General features: G+C 72.6%; 16 protein-coding genes. 8 read left to right on the forward strand and 8 right to left on the reverse strand.

The window, feature by feature from the left end; genetic code table 11:
- Nucleotides 1–16 precede the first annotated feature (16 nt).
- From BUE43_RS11450 to BUE43_RS11460, 3 genes are all read left to right on the forward strand, one after another.
- The gene (locus BUE43_RS11450; RefSeq protein ID WP_073481928.1) at nucleotides 17–859 is read left to right on the forward strand and encodes a glutamate ABC transporter substrate-binding protein; all 843 of its coding nucleotides are present in this window, start codon (nucleotides 17–19) and stop codon (nucleotides 857–859) included.
- A gap of 131 nt (nucleotides 860–990) precedes the next feature.
- Nucleotides 991–1,671, forward strand: coding sequence for an amino acid ABC transporter permease (locus tag BUE43_RS11455; protein WP_073482663.1), 681 nt, complete (start codon nucleotides 991–993; stop codon nucleotides 1,669–1,671).
- Entirely contained in the window at nucleotides 1,668–2,576 is a 909-nt protein-coding gene (locus BUE43_RS11460) for an amino acid ABC transporter permease (protein WP_073481931.1), read from the forward strand. The genes BUE43_RS11455 and BUE43_RS11460 overlap by 4 nt, the downstream gene beginning before the upstream one ends.
- Before the next feature lie 63 nt (nucleotides 2,577–2,639).
- Here BUE43_RS11460 and BUE43_RS11465 read toward each other — a convergent pair whose 3' ends face one another.
- Nucleotides 2,640–3,338 carry a transporter substrate-binding domain-containing protein gene (locus BUE43_RS11465; RefSeq protein ID WP_073481933.1) on the reverse strand — a complete coding sequence of 233 codons (699 nt, stop codon included), beginning with the start codon at nucleotides 3,336–3,338 and terminating at the stop codon, nucleotides 2,640–2,642.
- Between the two features lie 433 nt (nucleotides 3,339–3,771).
- Here BUE43_RS11465 and BUE43_RS11470 point away from each other — a divergent pair, with 433 nt between their 5' ends.
- Nucleotides 3,772–3,963 carry a hypothetical protein gene (locus tag BUE43_RS11470; RefSeq protein WP_143174087.1) on the forward strand — a complete coding sequence of 64 codons (192 nt, stop codon included), beginning with the start codon at nucleotides 3,772–3,774 and terminating at the stop codon, nucleotides 3,961–3,963.
- A gap of 35 nt (nucleotides 3,964–3,998) precedes the next feature.
- Here the strand turns inward: BUE43_RS11470 and BUE43_RS11475 are convergent, their stop codons facing one another.
- From BUE43_RS11475 to BUE43_RS11490, 4 genes are all read right to left on the reverse strand, one after another.
- A complete protein-coding gene (locus tag BUE43_RS11475) occupies nucleotides 3,999–4,757 on the reverse strand; it encodes a succinate dehydrogenase/fumarate reductase iron-sulfur subunit (protein ID WP_073481939.1) in 759 nt (252 codons plus the stop codon).
- 58 nt (nucleotides 4,758–4,815) lie between these two features.
- Complete coding sequence (locus tag BUE43_RS11480; protein WP_073481940.1) at nucleotides 4,816–6,729, reverse strand: fumarate reductase/succinate dehydrogenase flavoprotein subunit; 1,914 nt, start codon at nucleotides 6,727–6,729, stop codon at nucleotides 4,816–4,818.
- A 33-nt stretch (nucleotides 6,730–6,762) separates the two neighbouring features.
- Nucleotides 6,763–7,563, reverse strand: coding sequence for a hypothetical protein (locus tag BUE43_RS11485; RefSeq protein ID WP_073481943.1), 801 nt, complete (start codon nucleotides 7,561–7,563; stop codon nucleotides 6,763–6,765).
- A gap of 109 nt (nucleotides 7,564–7,672) precedes the next feature.
- Nucleotides 7,673–7,963, reverse strand: a complete 291-nt coding sequence (locus BUE43_RS11490) for a hypothetical protein (protein WP_073481946.1) — start codon at nucleotides 7,961–7,963, stop codon at nucleotides 7,673–7,675.
- Nucleotides 7,964–8,375: 412 nt separating this feature from the next.
- Between BUE43_RS11490 and edd the strand changes: the two genes are divergently transcribed.
- From edd to BUE43_RS11505, 3 genes are all read left to right on the forward strand, one after another.
- Nucleotides 8,376–10,307, forward strand: a complete 1,932-nt coding sequence (gene edd / locus BUE43_RS11495) for a phosphogluconate dehydratase (RefSeq protein ID WP_073481948.1) — start codon at nucleotides 8,376–8,378, stop codon at nucleotides 10,305–10,307.
- A 129-nt stretch (nucleotides 10,308–10,436) separates the two neighbouring features.
- On the forward strand, nucleotides 10,437–11,060 hold the full coding sequence (eda, locus tag BUE43_RS11500) for a bifunctional 4-hydroxy-2-oxoglutarate aldolase/2-dehydro-3-deoxy-phosphogluconate aldolase (protein ID WP_073481951.1): 624 nt from the start codon (nucleotides 10,437–10,439) through the stop codon (nucleotides 11,058–11,060).
- A gap of 135 nt (nucleotides 11,061–11,195) precedes the next feature.
- Nucleotides 11,196–12,062, forward strand: coding sequence for a GNAT family N-acetyltransferase (locus BUE43_RS11505; protein ID WP_200797462.1), 867 nt, complete (start codon nucleotides 11,196–11,198; stop codon nucleotides 12,060–12,062).
- Between the two features lie 355 nt (nucleotides 12,063–12,417).
- Here BUE43_RS11505 and BUE43_RS11510 read toward each other — a convergent pair whose 3' ends face one another.
- The 3 genes from BUE43_RS11510 to recA form a co-directional block, all read right to left on the reverse strand.
- Nucleotides 12,418–13,098 carry an HAD family hydrolase gene (locus BUE43_RS11510; RefSeq protein ID WP_073481957.1) on the reverse strand — a complete coding sequence of 227 codons (681 nt, stop codon included), beginning with the start codon at nucleotides 13,096–13,098 and terminating at the stop codon, nucleotides 12,418–12,420.
- 97 nt (nucleotides 13,099–13,195) lie between these two features.
- The gene (locus BUE43_RS11515; protein WP_083959570.1) at nucleotides 13,196–13,762 is read right to left on the reverse strand and encodes a regulatory protein RecX; all 567 of its coding nucleotides are present in this window, start codon (nucleotides 13,760–13,762) and stop codon (nucleotides 13,196–13,198) included.
- A gap of 5 nt (nucleotides 13,763–13,767) precedes the next feature.
- The gene (gene recA / locus BUE43_RS11520) at nucleotides 13,768–14,805 is read right to left on the reverse strand and encodes a recombinase RecA (protein ID WP_073481959.1); all 1,038 of its coding nucleotides are present in this window, start codon (nucleotides 14,803–14,805) and stop codon (nucleotides 13,768–13,770) included.
- A gap of 393 nt (nucleotides 14,806–15,198) precedes the next feature.
- Between recA and BUE43_RS11525 the strand changes: the two genes are divergently transcribed.
- Nucleotides 15,199–15,885, forward strand: a complete 687-nt coding sequence (locus BUE43_RS11525) for a DUF4383 domain-containing protein (protein WP_073481962.1) — start codon at nucleotides 15,199–15,201, stop codon at nucleotides 15,883–15,885.
- Nucleotides 15,886–15,888 lie beyond the last annotated feature (3 nt).

Here is a 15,888-nt window from a genome sequence, read left to right on the forward strand (position 1 = left end):
CGGAGGGAACAGCAGAATGCGGTTCACCCGGATGCTGCGCGTTGGCGCCGCCGTGGCCGCGCTGGCGCTGGCCGCCGCCTGTGGCGGCGGTGGCGGCGGCACGAGCGGCAAGTCGCTGGCCCAGCGGGCCAAGGACACCAAGAAGCTGACGGTCGGCATCAAGTTCGACCAGCCGGGCCTCGGCCAGAAGACGCCGGACGGCAAGTTCGAGGGCTTCGACATCGACGTCGCCCGGTACGTCGCCAAGCAGCTCGGCGTCGACGAGGGCAACATCGAGTTCAAGAAGGCCGAGTCCGCCCAGCGCGAGAACATGATCGAGAAGGGCGAGGTCGACTACGTCGTCGGCACCTACTCGATCAACGACAAGCGCAAGGAGAAGGTCTCCTTCGCCGGCCCGTACTTCGTGACCGGCCAGGACCTCCTGGTGCGCGCGGACAACACCGACATCACCGGGCCGGACGCCCTCAACGGCAAGAAGCTGTGCTCGGTGAAGGGCTCCACCCCGGCCCAGAAGATCAAGACTGACTTCTCCCAGCAGGCCGAGCTGCAGGAGTACGGCGGCTACTCCGAGTGCCTGACCGGCCTGTCCACCGGCAAGCTCGACGCGCTGACCACGGACGCGGTCATCCTGGCCGGCTACGCCGCCCAGAACCCGGGCAAGTTCAAGCTCGTCGGCAAGGTCTTCACCGAGGAGAAGTACGGCATCGGTCTGAAGAAGGGCGACGCCGAGGGCCGGGACGCGATCAACAAGGCCATCGAGAAGATGATCTCCGACGGCGCGTGGAAGGCGTCGCTGGAGAAGCACGTCGGGCCGGCCGGGTACAAGATCCCGGACCCGCCCACCGTCTCCGAGAAGTGATTTCCCGATTCGGCTGAGGGCGACGGGCCGGTCGCTCCGGGTGTGAGTGTCCCCCGCAGGACACCGGGCGGGTGTCCCCCGGGGACACCCGCCCGGCGCGCCGGCCCGTCGCCGTTCGACCCGTAGGAGCTCTGGTGGACTTCCTGAGCAGGTACGACTTGCTCGGCGCCTTCTGGGTGACCGTGCAGCTCACCGTGTTCTCCGCGATCGGCTCGCTCGTCTGGGGCACGGTCCTGGCGGCGATGCGGGTGAGTCCGGTGCCGGTGATGCGGGCCTTCGGCACCGCCTACGTCAACCTGGTCCGGAACACGCCGCTCACGCTGATCATCATCGGCGCCTCGCTCGGGCTGTACTCCACGCTCGGGCTGGCGCTGGCCGACGACACCTCGGGCACCTTCCTGAAGGACAACAACTTCCGGCTCGCCGTGCTCGGCTTCGTCGCCTACACCGCGACGTTCGTCTGCGAGTCGCTGCGGGCCGGCATCAACACGGTCCCGGTCGGGCAGGCCGAGGCGGCCCGCGCGCTGGGCCTGCGGTTCGGCCAGACGCTGGGGATCGTGGTGCTGCCGCAGGCGTTCCGGGCGGTGATCGCCCCGCTGGCCAGCGTGCTGATCGCCTTGACCAAGAACACGACGGTGGCCAGCGCGATCGGCGTCGCCGAGGCGTCGCTGCTGATGAGCGAGATGATCGAGAACGAGAGCGACAAGCTGTTCCTGGTGTTCGCCTCGATCGCGGTCGGGTTCGTGGTGCTGACCCTGCCGACCGGCCTGCTGCTGGGCTGGGTGGCCAAGAAGGTGGCGGTGAAGCGGTGAGCGCTCCCTCGGTCCTCTACGACGCGCCCGGCCCCAGGGCCAGGGCCCGCAACGTCGGTTACACCGTCGCGTTCTGCCTCGCGCTGGTCGCGGTGGCCTGGTTCGTGCTGAGCGGGCTCAACGACAAGGGCCAGCTCGACGGGCAGCTGTGGGAGCCGTTCGTCACCGACTCGCGCATCTGGTCGGAGTTCCTGCTGCCCGGCATGGGCACCACGCTCCAGGCCGCGGCGGTCGCGATCGTGATCGCCCTGCCGGTCGGCGCGGTCTTCGGCATCGCGCGGTTGTCCGACCACGCGTGGGTGCGGGCGGTCGCCGGTGTGGTGGTGGAGTTCTTCCGCGCCATCCCGGTGCTGATCCTGATGATCTTCGCCAGCGAGTTCTACTTCCTGTTCACCGACGTCTCGGCGGACAGCCGCCCGTTCTGGGCGGTGGTGACGGCGCTGGTGCTCTACAACGGCTCGGTGCTGGCCGAGGTGGTGCGGGCGGGCATCCAGTCGCTGCCGAAGGGGCAGAGCGAGGCGTCGCTGGCGCTGGGCTTCCGCAAGACCCAGACCATGACGCTGATCCTGCTGCCGCAGGCGGTCACGGCGATGCTGCCGGCGATCGTCAGCCAGCTCGTCGTGGTGCTCAAGGACACCGCGCTCGGCGGCGCGCTGCTCACGCTGCCGGACCTGCTGAGCCAGTACAAGCTGATCGCGAACAACTACAACAACACGATCCCGACGCTGATCGTGATCGCGGTGCTGTACATCGCCATCAACACGGTCCTCACCCAGCTCGCGGCCCGGCTGGAGAAGCGCCTGTCGCGACGGGGCCGGCCTCCGGCCGGAGTGCGGGAAGATCACATCGAGCAGCAGGACGTGCACCTGGCCGAGACGAAGACCGGCGACGCCAGCGGCGCCTGAGGCGGGCGCGCACGCTCTCACGACGGGCCGGTCGGGAACTCTCCCGGCCGGCCCGTCGGCTTCTCACCGGGAGGTCGGCGTGGGGCTCCCGGCGCTCGTCTCGGGAGTCGTTCCACCGGTCGTTGCCGTCGTTGACGAAACCTCCGGCGGCGTCCCGGTCACGCCGAGGGGGGCGAGCGTCGCGTCGAACGCCCGCTGCCACCGGCCGTCGCGCACCGCGGCGCGCAGCAGTTCGTCGATCTTGGTCTGGAACGGCTTGTCCTTGGCGGAGACCGCGACGAAGTGGGACTGCCCGCCGCTGACCAGGTAGGGGCCGGCGAGGGCGACCCGGCCCTGCTGGGCGTCGCTCTCCCCCGCGCCGCCGAGCAGCAGGTCGAGGTCGTGGCTGGCGACCGCGCCGACGCCGAGCGGGCCGGGCAGCGGCTTGAACTCGATCTTCGCCGGGTCCACCCGCAGGCCGGCGGCCAGGACGCGGGCGATCTCCACCTCGAAGCCGCTGTGCTCCTGGGTGTTGGGGTCGCGGAAGGCCCAGCCCTGCTTGTTGGCCCGCACGCCGACGACCAGCTTGCCGCGCTGGGAGATCCGCGAGTAGGTCGGCGAGTTGGGCACCAGCGGCGGGGTCGTGGTGGCGGTCGTCGGCGGCGCGGCGGACGCCTGGGCCGGGGGCCGGGGCGGTGGGTCGTTCTTCTCGCCCTCCCACCACAGCAGGAAGAACACGCCGGCGACCACCCCGGCGATCAGCGTGACCAACGCCTTGCGCATGAGCCAGCATCGTTCCCAGCCGTGATCGCGCTGTCCAGCGGGCGGCCGGGGCGGGTGGCGCGCCTCGCTCCGCTCCCACCACCCGATCAGGGATCATCGGCGCCGTCTCAGCCAGCGCTCAGGTTGGGCGGGCACGGTGGAGCCGGACGGAGATCACCGGGTCGATGGCGAAGCGGAGGAGCACGCCATGCCGCACGACACCCCCCACGGACACCGACCGACCACCGACCTCGTCGCGCGCCACGACGACCGCCCATCCTCAGTCCACAGTGGACAGTTCGAGGGTGGGACCGGCGACGCGGGACGGGCGGATTCGGCGCTGGCCCCGACCATGCCGCCCCGCCCGACCCGCACCCCGAGCGAGGCTCCTTCGACACAGACACCGTCACCGACACCGCGCCGTGCGGTGGCCCGGTGGCTTCGCCGTCCGTCGGTGCGCTGGGTGGCCGCCGCCGGCCTTCTGGGCGTGCTCGTCGGCGCCGCCAGCCTCGCGGCCTCGCCCTCCGCCCCGACCGACCAGGAGCAACGGCCGTCCAGCGTCAACCGCCCCAAGGGCGGCCACCCGCAGGGCAAGCACAGCCGCGGCGCCGCTGGGCAGGACGGCGCCGCGGACGGGGCCGGCTGAGCGGAAACCCCCGCGACGCACGGGGTCCGCCACCGCTAGTCCTTCCGCCGGCGGAACAGCCCGAACAGCGGGTCGTAGTGGCGGTCCACGACGCGTTCCTTCAACGGGATCAACGCGTTGTCCGTGATCCTGATGTGCTCGGGGCAGACCTCGGTGCAGCACTTGGTGATGTTGCAGAAGCCCAGGCCGTGCTCGGCCTGGGCCAGCTCGCGCCGGTCCCCGCCGGTCTCGCCGTGGCTGTCGAGCGGGTGCATCTCCAGCTCCGCCACCCGCATCAGGTAGCGGGGCCCGGAGAAGGCGCGCTTGTTGTCGTCGTGGTCGCGGATGACGTGACAGGTGTTCTGGCACAGGAAGCACTCGATGCACTTGCGGAACTCCTGGGACCGCTCCACGTCCACCTGGCGCATCCGGTACTCGCCGGGGGCGGTGCCGGTCGGCGGGTGGAAGGACGGGATCTCCCTGGCCTTCTCGTAGTTGAACGACACGTCCGTCACCAGGTCGCGCACGACCGGGAAGGAGCGCATCGGGGTCACCGTCACCGTCTCGTCCTCGGCGAAGACCGACATCCGCGTCATGCACAGCAGCCGCGGGCGCCCGTTGATCTCGGCCGAGCAGGAGCCGCACTTGCCCGCCTTGCAGTTCCACCGCACGGCCAGGTCCGGGCACTGGGTGGCCTGGAGCCGGTGGATGACGTCGAGCACCACCTCGCCCTCGTTGACCTCGACCCGGAAGTCACGCAGCTCGCCGGCGCCGGCGTCGCCCCGCCACACCCGGAAGTGCGCCTCGTAGCCCATTCGTCGTCCTCTCGCCCGGCGGGACCGCCGCCGGCACGCGTCGGGGTCGGGGGTCGGGTCACGCCCGCCAGGCGGGGTGGCCGGTCAGCTCGTCGTCCAGGAAGTACTTCCGCAGCTCGGCCAGGTCGAACAGGGCCAACAGGTCGGGCCGCAGGAGCGGCTGCTCGTGCCGGGAGACGCGCACCTCGCCGGCCGGGTCGGCGACCAGCTCGCAGCCGAGCAGGGCGCGACGCCACTCGGGGTCCATCTGGGGGAAGTCGTCGCGGGTGTGCCCGCCGCGGCTCTCGGTCCGCTCCAGGGCGGCCCGCGCCACGCACTCGCTGACCGCGAGCATGTTCGCCAGGTCGAGGGCGAGGTGCCACCCGGGGTTGTACTGCCGGTGGCCCTCGACGGCGACGTTGCGGGCCCGGCGCTTGAGCTCGTCGAGCTTCTTGACCGCCAGCTCCATCTCGTCGCTGCGCCGGATGATCCCGACCAGGTCGTTCATCACCTGCTGCAACTCCACGTGCAGCGTGTAGGGGTTCTCGGGTGGGCCGTCCGCCGGGGAGCCGCCGAACGGGGCCAACGCGCGGCGCTGGGCCTCGTCGACGTCGCGGGCCGCCACCGCCGGCTTGTGCTGGCCGAGCGACGCCACGTAGGCGGCGGCGCCGACGCCGGCCCGCCGCCCGAACACCAGGAGGTCGGACAGGGAGTTGCCGCCGAGCCGGTTGGAGCCGTGCATGCCGCCGGCCACCTCGCCGGCCGCGAACAGCCCCGGCACCCGCGAGCCGGCGGTGTCCGGGTCGACCTCGACGCCGCCCATCACGTAGTGGCAGGTCGGCCCGACCTCCATCGCCTCCCGCGTGATGTCCACGTCGGCCAGCTCGCGGAACTGGTGGTGCATGGACGGCAGCCGCCGGATGATCTCGGCGGCCGGCAGGCGGCTGGACACGTCCAGGAACACCCCGCCGTGCGGCGACCCGCGCCCGGCCTTGACCTCGGCGTTGATCGCCCTGGCCACCTCGTCACGGGGCAGCAGCTCGGGCGGCCGGCGGTTGTGGTCGGGGTCGGTGTACCAGCGGTCGGCCTCGGCCTCGTTGTCGGCGTACTTGTCCTTGAACACCTCGGGGACGTAGTCGAACATGAACCGCCGGCCCTCGGCGTCGCGCAGCACGCCGCCGTCGCCGCGCACCGACTCGGTGACCAGGATTCCCTTGACGCTGGGCGGCCAGACCATGCCCGTGGGGTGGAACTGGACGAACTCCATGTTGATCAGGCGGGCGCCGGCGCGCAGGGCGAGCGCGTGCCCGTCGCCGGTGTACTCCCAGGAGTTCGAGGTCACTTTGAAGGACTTGCCGATGCCGCCGGTGGCCAGGACGACCGCCGGCGCCTCGAACACCACGAACCGGCCGCTCTCCCGCCAGTAGCCGAACGCCCCGGCGACGCGTCCCCCGTCCATGAGCAGGTCGGTGACCGTGCACTCGGCGAAGACCCGCAGTCCGGCCTCGTAGTCGCCGAACTCCCGGAAGTCGGCCTGCTGCAGGGAGACCACCTGCTGCTGGAGGCTCCGGATCAGCTCCAGGCCGGTGCGGTCGCCGACGTGCGCCAGGCGGGGGTACTCGTGCCCGCCGAAGTTGCGCTGGCTGATCCGACCGTCCTTGGTGCGGTCGAACAACGCGCCGTAGGTCTCCAGCTCCCAGACCCGGTCCGGCGCCTCCCGCGCGTGCAGCTCCGCCATCCGCCAGTTGTTGAGGAACTTGCCGCCGCGCATCGTGTCGCGGAAGTGGACCTGCCAGTTGTCGTGCGGGTTGACGTTGCCCATGGCGGCGGCGATGCCGCCCTCGGCCATGACCGTGTGCGCCTTGCCGAACAGCGACTTGCACACCACCGCCGTGCGCATGCCCCTGGCGCGTGCCTCGATGGCGGCCCGCAGCCCGGCCCCGCCAGCGCCGATCACCACGACGTCGACGGCGTGGCGTTCGATCTCGGTCATTCTCGGGCCATCCCCTTTTCAGTTGACCGGTTCTCAGTTGAACAGGCGCGGATCGGCGAGGGCGCCGCTGGCCACCAAGGTCACGTAGAGGTCGGCGAAGCCGACCGAGAACAGCGACAGCCAGGCCAACGGCATGTGCCGGGCGTTGAGCCACGAGATCCTGGTCCACATCCAGTACCGGACGGGGTGCCGGGAGAAGTGGGCGAGCCGGCCGCCCACGATGTGCCGGCACGAGTGGCAGGACAGCGTGTAGGCCCAGATGAGGATCACGTTGGCCAGCAGGACCAGCGTGCCGAGCCCGACGCCGAACCCGCCGTCCGCGCCGTGGAAGGCGATCACGACGTCGTAGGTGAGCACCGCGGCGACGGGGATCGCCGTGTAGAAGAAGTAGCGGTGCGCGTTCTGCAGGATCAGCGGGAACCGGCGTTCTCCGGTGTAGCGGCGGTGCGGTTCGGCGACCGCGCACGCGGGGGGCGACAACCAGAACGACCGGTAGTACGCCTTGCGGTAGTAGTAGCAGGTCAGCCGGAACCCGAGCACGAACGGCAGCACGAACAGCGGCGGCGTGACCAGGAACCCCAGGTCGGGGAACCACCGCCCCCAGTGCGCCGAGCCGGGCACGCAGACCTCGCTCAGGCACGGCGAGTAGAAGGGCGCGAGGTACTGGTACTCGCCCACCCAGTACCACTTGTTCATGAACGCGCGGATCACGCCGTAGATCACGAAGGTGGTCAGGCCGAGGAAGGTGAGCAGCGGCGGCAGCCACCACCGGTCGGTGCGCAGGGTGCGCGCGTCGATCCGCGCCCGGCCGGGGCCCTGGGTGGGAGCGGTCATGGTCTCCTCGTTCGCTGGAGCGGTCCGCGGGAGGCAGCGGTTCGCCACCCGCGGGCGACGACCGGGTGCGGGCGTCCCGCGGGAAGGGGCCGAGGGGCGGGGGACGGGGTCACTCCCGGTGGTACCCGCCGACGCCCTCGTCGTCGGCGTCGTGCCACAGCTTCGGGTCGTACGGGGTGTCCGGGACGTGCACGATCTCCGGGCCCTTCCCCTCGGTGCGGGGCGCGGGGGCGGTGGGCAGCCCGCCGAGGTCGGCCACGTCGATGTCGAGTCGCTCGACGTCGTTGACCAGTCGGCGGACCGGGGGCACGTCCCCGTACCGGGAGCGCAGCTCGCCCACGCGCTGCCGCAACTCGCCCATCGCCCGGTGCAGGGCGGCCATCTCCGATGTGACGGTCATGTCGCACACCTCCGGCTCGGTGGTGGCGTCCCTGGGGACGCGAGTCGGTTCGTGCGCCGACCCCCTCTCCAGCGCCTGCGCCGACTCTGCCCCCGCCCGCGGCGTGTGACAAGCCCCACACGCCGAGATTCCCTCGGTGATCGCAAGGAGCCGCCGCCGGCGGGGTCGGGCGCGGCCCGCCCGCCGGCCCCGGACCTGCTCCGAGCGGGTGTTTCCGGCTCCGACCAGCGCCGTCCCCGAACCACCCGGTTGGGGGGCGTCCGACCGGGAAACCCAAATTGGTTTAGACATCTGTATCGGTTTGGAGCTGGCGGCCCACTGCCCCTAACGTGTGAACTGAGCAACGCTTCGCGACGCCAACGTCGTCGTCGCCGATCAGCCGAGGTTCGAGTGATCGACGAGGAGACGTCGGATGAGTCAGCTCCATCCCGTGGTCGCCGAGGTCACCGCGCGCGTCGCCGCGCGGAGCGAGCGGACCCGCCGGGCGTACCTGGACCGGATGGCCGCGGCCGCCAGCGACAAGCCCACCCGCACCGCGCTTCCGTGTAGCAACCTCGCCCACGGCTTCGCCGCCTGCGGCGTCGAGGACAAGCTGACCCTGCGCGGCGCGACCAAGCCCGGCGTGGCGATCGTGTCCGCCTACAACGACATGCTCTCCGCGCACCAGCCGTTCCTGGAGTTCCCGGCCTGGCTGAAGTCCGCGGTCCGCGAGGCGGGCGGCGTCGCCCAGTTCGCCGGCGGCGTCCCCGCCATGTGCGACGGCATCACGCAGGGGCGCACCGGCATGGAGCTGTCCCTGTTCAGCCGCGAGGTCATCGCGATGGCCACCGGCGTGGCGCTGTCGCACGAGATGTTCGACGCCGCGCTGCTGCTCGGCGTGTGCGACAAGATCGTGCCGGGCCTGCTGATCGGCGCGCTGGCCTTCGGCCACCTCCCGGCGATCCTGGTGCCGGCCGGGCCGATGGCCTCCGGCCTGCCCAACAAGGAGAAGGCCAGGATCCGGCAGCTCTTCGCCGAGGGCAGGGCCACCAGGGAGGACCTGCTGGAGGCCGAGGCCGCCTCCTACCACTCGCCGGGCACCTGCACCTTCTACGGCACCGCGAACTCCAACCAGCTCGTGGTCGAGGTGATGGGCCTGCACCTGCCGGGCGCGAGCTTCGTGCAGCCCGGCACCCCGCTGCGCCGCGCGCTGACCGAGCATGCCGGCCGTCGGGCGGTCGAGCTGTCCGGCGGGGGCGAGCACACCCCGCTCGCCCAGATCGTCGACGAGAAGTCGGTGGTCAACGGCGTGGTCGCGTTGCTGGCCACCGGCGGCTCCACTAACCACACCCTGCACCTGCCGGCGATCGCCGCCGCGGCCGGCATCAAGCTGACCTGGGACGACTTCGACGACCTGTCGGCGGTGACCCCGCTGCTGTCCCGCGTCTACCCGAACGGCAGCGCGGACATCAACCACTTCCACGCCGCGGGCGGGGTGCAGTTCCTGGTCGGCGAGCTGCTCGACGCCGGACTGCTGCACCCCGACGTGCGCACCGTGGCCGGGCCCGGGCTCGACCGCTACCGCCAGCAGCCGTTCCTGGACGGCGACCAGCTCGTGTGGCGGGACGGCGCGACGCGGTCGCTGGACACCGACGTGCTGCGCGGCGTCGCGGAGCCGTTCGCCCCGGACGGCGGCCTGCGCCTGCTGCAGGGCAACCTGGGCCGGGCGGTGATCAAGGTGTCCGCCGTGGCGCCCGAGCACCGCGTGGTGCTCGCGCCGGCGCGGGTGTTCACCTCGCAGGCGGACTTCACCGCGGCGTTCCGGGCCGGCGAGCTGGACCAGGACGTGGTGGTCGTCCTGCGCAACCAGGGGCCGCGCGCCAACGGCATGCCGGAGCTGCACGGGCTCACCCCCGCCCTCGGCGTGCTGATGGACCGCGGCCACCGGGTCGCGCTGCTGACCGACGGGCGGATGTCCGGGGCCTCGGGCAAGATCCCGGCGGCCATCCAGCTCACGCCGGAGGCGGCCGCGGGAGGGCCGCTGTCCCTGGTGCGCGACGGCGACGTGGTCCGGGTGGACGCCGAGCGGGGCACGGTGGAGGTCCTGGTGCCCGACGCGGAGCTGGCCGGGCGGACCGCGGTGGACGGGCCCGCCGCCGACGCGGACTGGGTCGGCACCGGCCGGGAGCTCTTCGCCGTGCTGCGGCGCGGGGTGGGGCCGGCTGACCGGGGCGCGACGGTGTTCGGCACGCTGTCCGGACAGGACACCGGCGACACCGTCGACGCCGGGGGCTCCGCGCCCGTGGCGGACCCGTCGGAGGCGGCCGTGGCCAGCGCGTCCCTGATGCCCACGCAGGGACGCTGACCGGCCCCGTCGACCGGGTCCGGTGTCCCGCACAAGTCAACGGCGTCGGGGGCGGCCCGCCGGTCCGGCCGGGCCGCCCCCGACGCCCACCCGGTGCGGACGTTCCGCACAGGCACAGGAGGTGACCGCGTGAACAATCCGCAGGAGCTGTTCGACCTCGGACCGGTGGTACCCGTCGTCGTGCTGGACGAGGCCGCGCACGCCGTGCCCCTCGCCCGCGCCCTGCTGCGCGGCGGCATCCGGGTGATCGAGGTGACCCTGCGCACCCCGGCCGCGCTGGCCGCGATCGAGCGGATCGGCGCCGAGGTCCCGGACGTGGTGGTCGGCGCCGGCACGGTGACGACCGGGGAGCAGGCCGAGCAGGCGGCCAAGTCCGGGGCGAAGTTCCTGATCTCGCCGGGCGCCACCGACCGGGTGCTCGACGCGATGGAGCAGACCGGCCTGCCGTTCCTGCCCGGGGTGGCCACGGTGTCCGAGGCCATGCGAGCCGCGGAGCGCGGGCTGACGGCGCTGAAGTTCTTCCCGGCCGAGGCGGCCGGCGGGGTGCCGTACCTGCGCTCGATCGCCGGCCCGCTGCCCGGCCTGCGGTTCTGCCCGACCGGGGGCATCACCCCGGCCAGGGCGGGCGCCTACCTGTCGCTGCCCAACGTGGGCTGCGTCGGCGGCTCGTGGCTGACGCCGGCCGACGCGTTGGCCGAGGGCGACTGGTCCCGGATCGAGGCGCTCGCCAGGGACGCCGCCGCCCTCCGCTGACCCGCCCGCGTCCGACCGCCGGGATGTCTCCGGGACGTCCCCAGGATGTCCGCGGCCGCTGGCCCTGTGCCCCCGCGACACGGGAAGATCGTGGAGACCGGGTCGTACGGGCACAGGGCGGGGCCCGGGCGCCCGGTGAGCATCGGACGGCGGGGGCGGATGGGCTGGCACACGAGTTCTGACCTGCGGGAACACGTCGCGAACGCCGACGCGTTCCTGCGGGAGCGGCCGGTGGAGAACACGGTGCTGCTGACCGTCGCGACCACTCTCCACGAGCGGGGCCGGCACAGCTTCGGGGCGGACGAACCGCTGTTCGGCTGGTGCCGCTCCGCCGGGGGCGCGGTGGTCGGCGCGTTCCTCCACACCCCGCCGCGGGGCGTGGTGCTCAGCCACATGCCCCCCGAGGCGGCCCGGGCCCTGCCGGGGGTCCTGGCCGGCCTCGGCCACCGGTTCGGCGAGGTCCACGGCGAGGCGGGCCTGGTCGGGGCGTTCGCCGCCGGTCAGAGCGAGATCGCCGGCGCGCCGCGCGAGATCCGGCGCGAGCGGCTGTACCGGCTGGGTGAGCTCACACCGCCGACGCCGGGGCCGCCGGGGGCCGCCCGACGGGCCGGGCCGGCGGACCGCTCGCTGCTGGTGCCCTGGTACGAGGCGTTCGCCAGGGAGATCGGCGACCCGGACAGCGTCCCCGCGGTCGCGGTGGACTACCGGGTCAGTTACGGGGGCCTCCTGCTGTGGGAGGCGGACGGGGTGGTCAGATCCATGGCCGCCGTCAGCCGGCCGGTGGCGGGGACGTCCCGGATCGGCCCGGTCTACACCCCGCCGGAGTTCCGGGGGCGCGGCTACGCGGGCGCGGTGACGGCGGCGGCCAGCGTGGCCACGCGCGAGGCCGGCGCCAGGGACGTGCTGCTGTTCGCCGACCAGGCCAACCCCACGAGCAACCGCCTCTACCAGCGGTTGGGCTTCCGCCCGGTGGCGGACTACCTCATGGTGGCCTTCGACTGAGCCGCCCGGCCGGACCGGGTGGACCGGGTGGACCGGGTGGCTCCGCCTCGTCCCGCCGAGGTCAGGCGTCCGTCGTCCGCGCTGGCTGATGATCGGAGTTCTCGACGTCGGCGCGGGACACGGCCGCGACGAGATCCGCGGCCTGGTGCGCCGGCCGCACGTCGTGCACCCGGCATCCACGCATCGCCCGACCACCGCCGCCACCAGGCTGGCCGATCCCCGCTCGTGCCTGTCCGGGCCGGAAGACTTCCGAGAAAGATCTTGTGCGAGGCGCCGAGCGACAGCGGGTGGCCGAGCGCAGCGTAGTGGTCCACGGCGGCGAGCAACCGCACCGCCTGACCCCGGCCTGCCGGGGTCAGGCGGCCCGCGCGCCCTGGACCAGGGCCATCGCCTCGGCCACCGAGTCGGCGACCGGCGCGCCGGTCGCCTCCAGCGCGGAGCGGCTCATCATGCCCGTGCTGACCAGCACGCAGCTCGCGCCGGCTTGCTGGGCGGCGTGCGCGTCGTCGGCCACGTCACCGATGAGGACCACGTCGGCGGGGTCGAGCCGCAGCGCGTCCAGGTGCTCCACCAGGTGCTCGGCCTTGGAGCCGCCGCCCACGTCGACCCGGAGCCCGTCGACCCTGGCGAACAGCTCGGCCAGCCCCATCTCGGTGATCAGCGGCACCAGCTCGTCGTGGAACCACATGGACAGCAGGGACTGCGTCCCACCCGCCGCCGACCACGCGTGCAGATGGTCGGGAACACCGGCCGCAAGGCCGCAGGTGGACAGCAGACCGCGGTAGGTGTCGTGGTAGCGCCGGTCGAGGTCGGCCCACTCCTCCAGGGTCAGCGACCGGTCGAGCACCCGCTCGTAGCAGGCCAGCAGCGGCCGGCTGAACATCTCCCGCCACTGGTCGAGCGTGAGCGGCTCGCGGCCGTAGGAGCGGCAGACGGCGTTGACGCCCTCCAGCACCGCGTGGTTGTCGTCGAGCAGAGTGCCGTTCCAGTCCCAGACCACGTGCCGCGCGCCCCGCGCGAGTCCCCAGCCAGTCACGAGGCACCACCCTACGTGCCGCTCCCAGGGCCGCAGCCAGCGGTTTTCCGCTCCCCGACCGGAATGACGACGGCGGGACGCCGCGCTGTGCGGGAGCTCACAGCTCGTCGAGCAGGTCGGTCTCCTCGCCGGCCCGGCGCAGCTCGTCCCGCACGACCCGCAGGGCCAACCCCTCGCCGTAGCCCCTGCGTGCGAGCATCCCGACGAGCCGGCGGACGGCGGTCGCCTGGTCCCTGCCCCGCACCGAACCCAGCCGGCGGCGCACCAGCTCCCTGGCCCGCTCCTCCTCGGCCTCCGGGTCCACCTCGGACACGGCGGCGGCGACCACGTCGTCGGCGATGCCGCGGCGCCGCAGCTCGGCGGTCAGCGCCCGGCGACCCAGCCCCTGGTACGTGTGCCGGGACCGCACCCAGGTCTCGGCGAAGGCGGCGTCGTCGATCAGCCCCACCTCGTCGAACCGGGACAGCACCCGCTCGGCGACCTCCTCGTCGACCGCCTTGCGCACCAGCGCCCGGCGCAGCTCGGCCCGGGTGCGCGGGCGGGCGGCGAGCAGGCGGAGGCACAGCTCCCGCGCCCGGGCCTCCGGGTCCTCGGGCTGGTGGCGTTCGGCGGCCGACCGGGAGGGGCGGGCACCCCTCCCGGCGGCCGGGTCACGCTCGGTCACGGCGGTCAGAAGTCGACCGGCGCCGGGTCGCTCTCGGCGTCGAGCTGGGGCCCGATGCCGAGCTTCTCCTTGATCCGCTTCTCGATCTCGTTGGCCACGTCCGGGTTCTCCCGCAGGAACTTGCGGGCGTTCTCCTTGCCCTGGCCGAGCTGGTCGCCCTCGTACGTGTACCAGGCGCCGGACTTGCGGACGATGCCGTGCTCGACGCCCATGTCCAGCAGCGAGCCCTCCCGGCTGATGCCCATGCCGTAGAGGATGTCGAACTCGGCCTGCTTGAACGGCGGGGCCACCTTGTTCTTGACCACCTTGACCCGGGTGCGGTTGCCGACCGGGTCGGTGCCGTCCTTGAGGGTCTCGATCCGGCGGACGTCCAGCCGGACCGAGGCGTAGAACTTCAGCGCCCGACCACCGGTGGTCGTCTCCGGGCTGCCGAACATCACGCCGACCTTCTCGCGGAGCTGGTTGATGAAGACCGCGGTGGTCTTGGAGGCGTTCAGCGCACCGGTGATCTTCCGCAGCGCCTGGCTCATCAGCCGGGCCTGGAGGCCGACGTGGCTGTCGCCCATCTCGCCCTCGATCTCGGCGCGGGGCACCAGCGCCGCCACCGAGTCGATGACGATGATGTCCAGCGCGCCGGAGCGGATCAGCATGTCCGCGATCTCCAGCGCCTGCTCGCCGGTGTCCGGCTGGGAGACCAGCAGCGCGTCGGTGTCCACGCCGAGCGCCTTGGCGTACTCGGGGTCCAGCGCGTGCTCGGCGTCGATGAACGCGGCGATGCCGCCGGCGCGCTGCGCGTTGGCCACCGCGTGCAGCGCCACCGTGGTCTTACCGGAGGACTCCGGGCCGTAGATCTCGACCACCCGGCCGCGCGGCAGGCCGCCGATGCCGAGCGCGACGTCCAACGAGATGGAGCCGGTGGGGATCACCTCGATCGGCGCGCGCCCCTCGTCGCCGAGGCGCATCACCGACCCCTTGCCGAAGTTCTTCTCGATCTGGGCCAGCGCCAGCTCGAGCGCCTTGTCCCTGTCGGGTGCGGGTGCCATGGGAAGTCTCACCTCGGTCGCTTGGGGCCGCGCGGTTCGGGGTCCGGGGGAGTTCCCGGCTCCCGCGAAGGGCGGCCCGAAGTAGTGGTGTTGTCGCGGTGCTGCTTGCGCTGCTGTCGTGCTGCCGAACGTGTGTGTCGTTCGTCTGTCGGGGCCGACGCTACGACGTGGCACCGACATTCCCGGGGTCGGTGCGCCGGCGACGGCGGCAATCACCCAGGTGGGGAGGACGCCGCCACCCTAACGAACACGTGTTCGAGATCGGAACTCGCCCGGACGGGGTATCCCCCGTCCGATGCCCCATCACGTGGGTGCGACGACCAGGGCGGCGACGCGCGTCGAGGCGCACACTCGACCGTGTGAGAGACGCACGCCCACGGCGAGGAGGTGCGCATGAAACTCGACCCCTACCTGCCACCGGACCACCCGCTGAGCCGGATCTACCGCGGGGGCGCCGTGCTCTTCGGCGTCGGGCTGGCGGTGTTCGGCGTGCTCGGCCTCGTCCGGGGGCTGCCGTTCATCACCACCAACGGCGTGGAGATCTTCGGGCTGGCGACGAACGGGCTGCTGGCGGTCATCTCGATCATCGTGGGGGTGATCCTGGTGATCGCCGCGCTGCGGGGCGGCGCCGCCGCCTCCACCACCACGACCGTGATCGGCGTGTTGTTCTTCGCCTCGGGGCTGCTCAACCTGGCGGTGCTCAACTCGTCGTTCAACATCCTGGCGTTCAAGATCCAGAACGTGGTGTTCAGCCTGGTCGCCGGCATGCTGCTGGCGTTCCTCGGGCTCTACGGCCGGGTCACCGGCGGCCTGGGCGAGGACAACCCCTTCGTCCGGTACCGGCACCACGAGGCGCCGGACGCCGACCACAGCGCCGAGCTGGCCGCCGACCGCCGGCGGCTGGCCGAGATCGACGAGCTGGCCAGGGCCGAGCTGGCCGTGGCCGAGGGCAAGGCGACCCCGGAGCAGGAGCTCACGGTGCGCGCCGAACGGGCCCGCCGGGCCCGGGAGGCCAGGGCCGACGCCTACCGGCGCAAGAACGCCGAGGTGCCCGGCGCGGCGAACAACCCCTACTACTGACCC

It is taken from the genome of Streptoalloteichus hindustanus, from assembly GCF_900129375.1.
Taxonomy (GTDB): Bacteria; Actinomycetota; Actinomycetes; order Mycobacteriales; family Pseudonocardiaceae; genus Streptoalloteichus; species Streptoalloteichus hindustanus.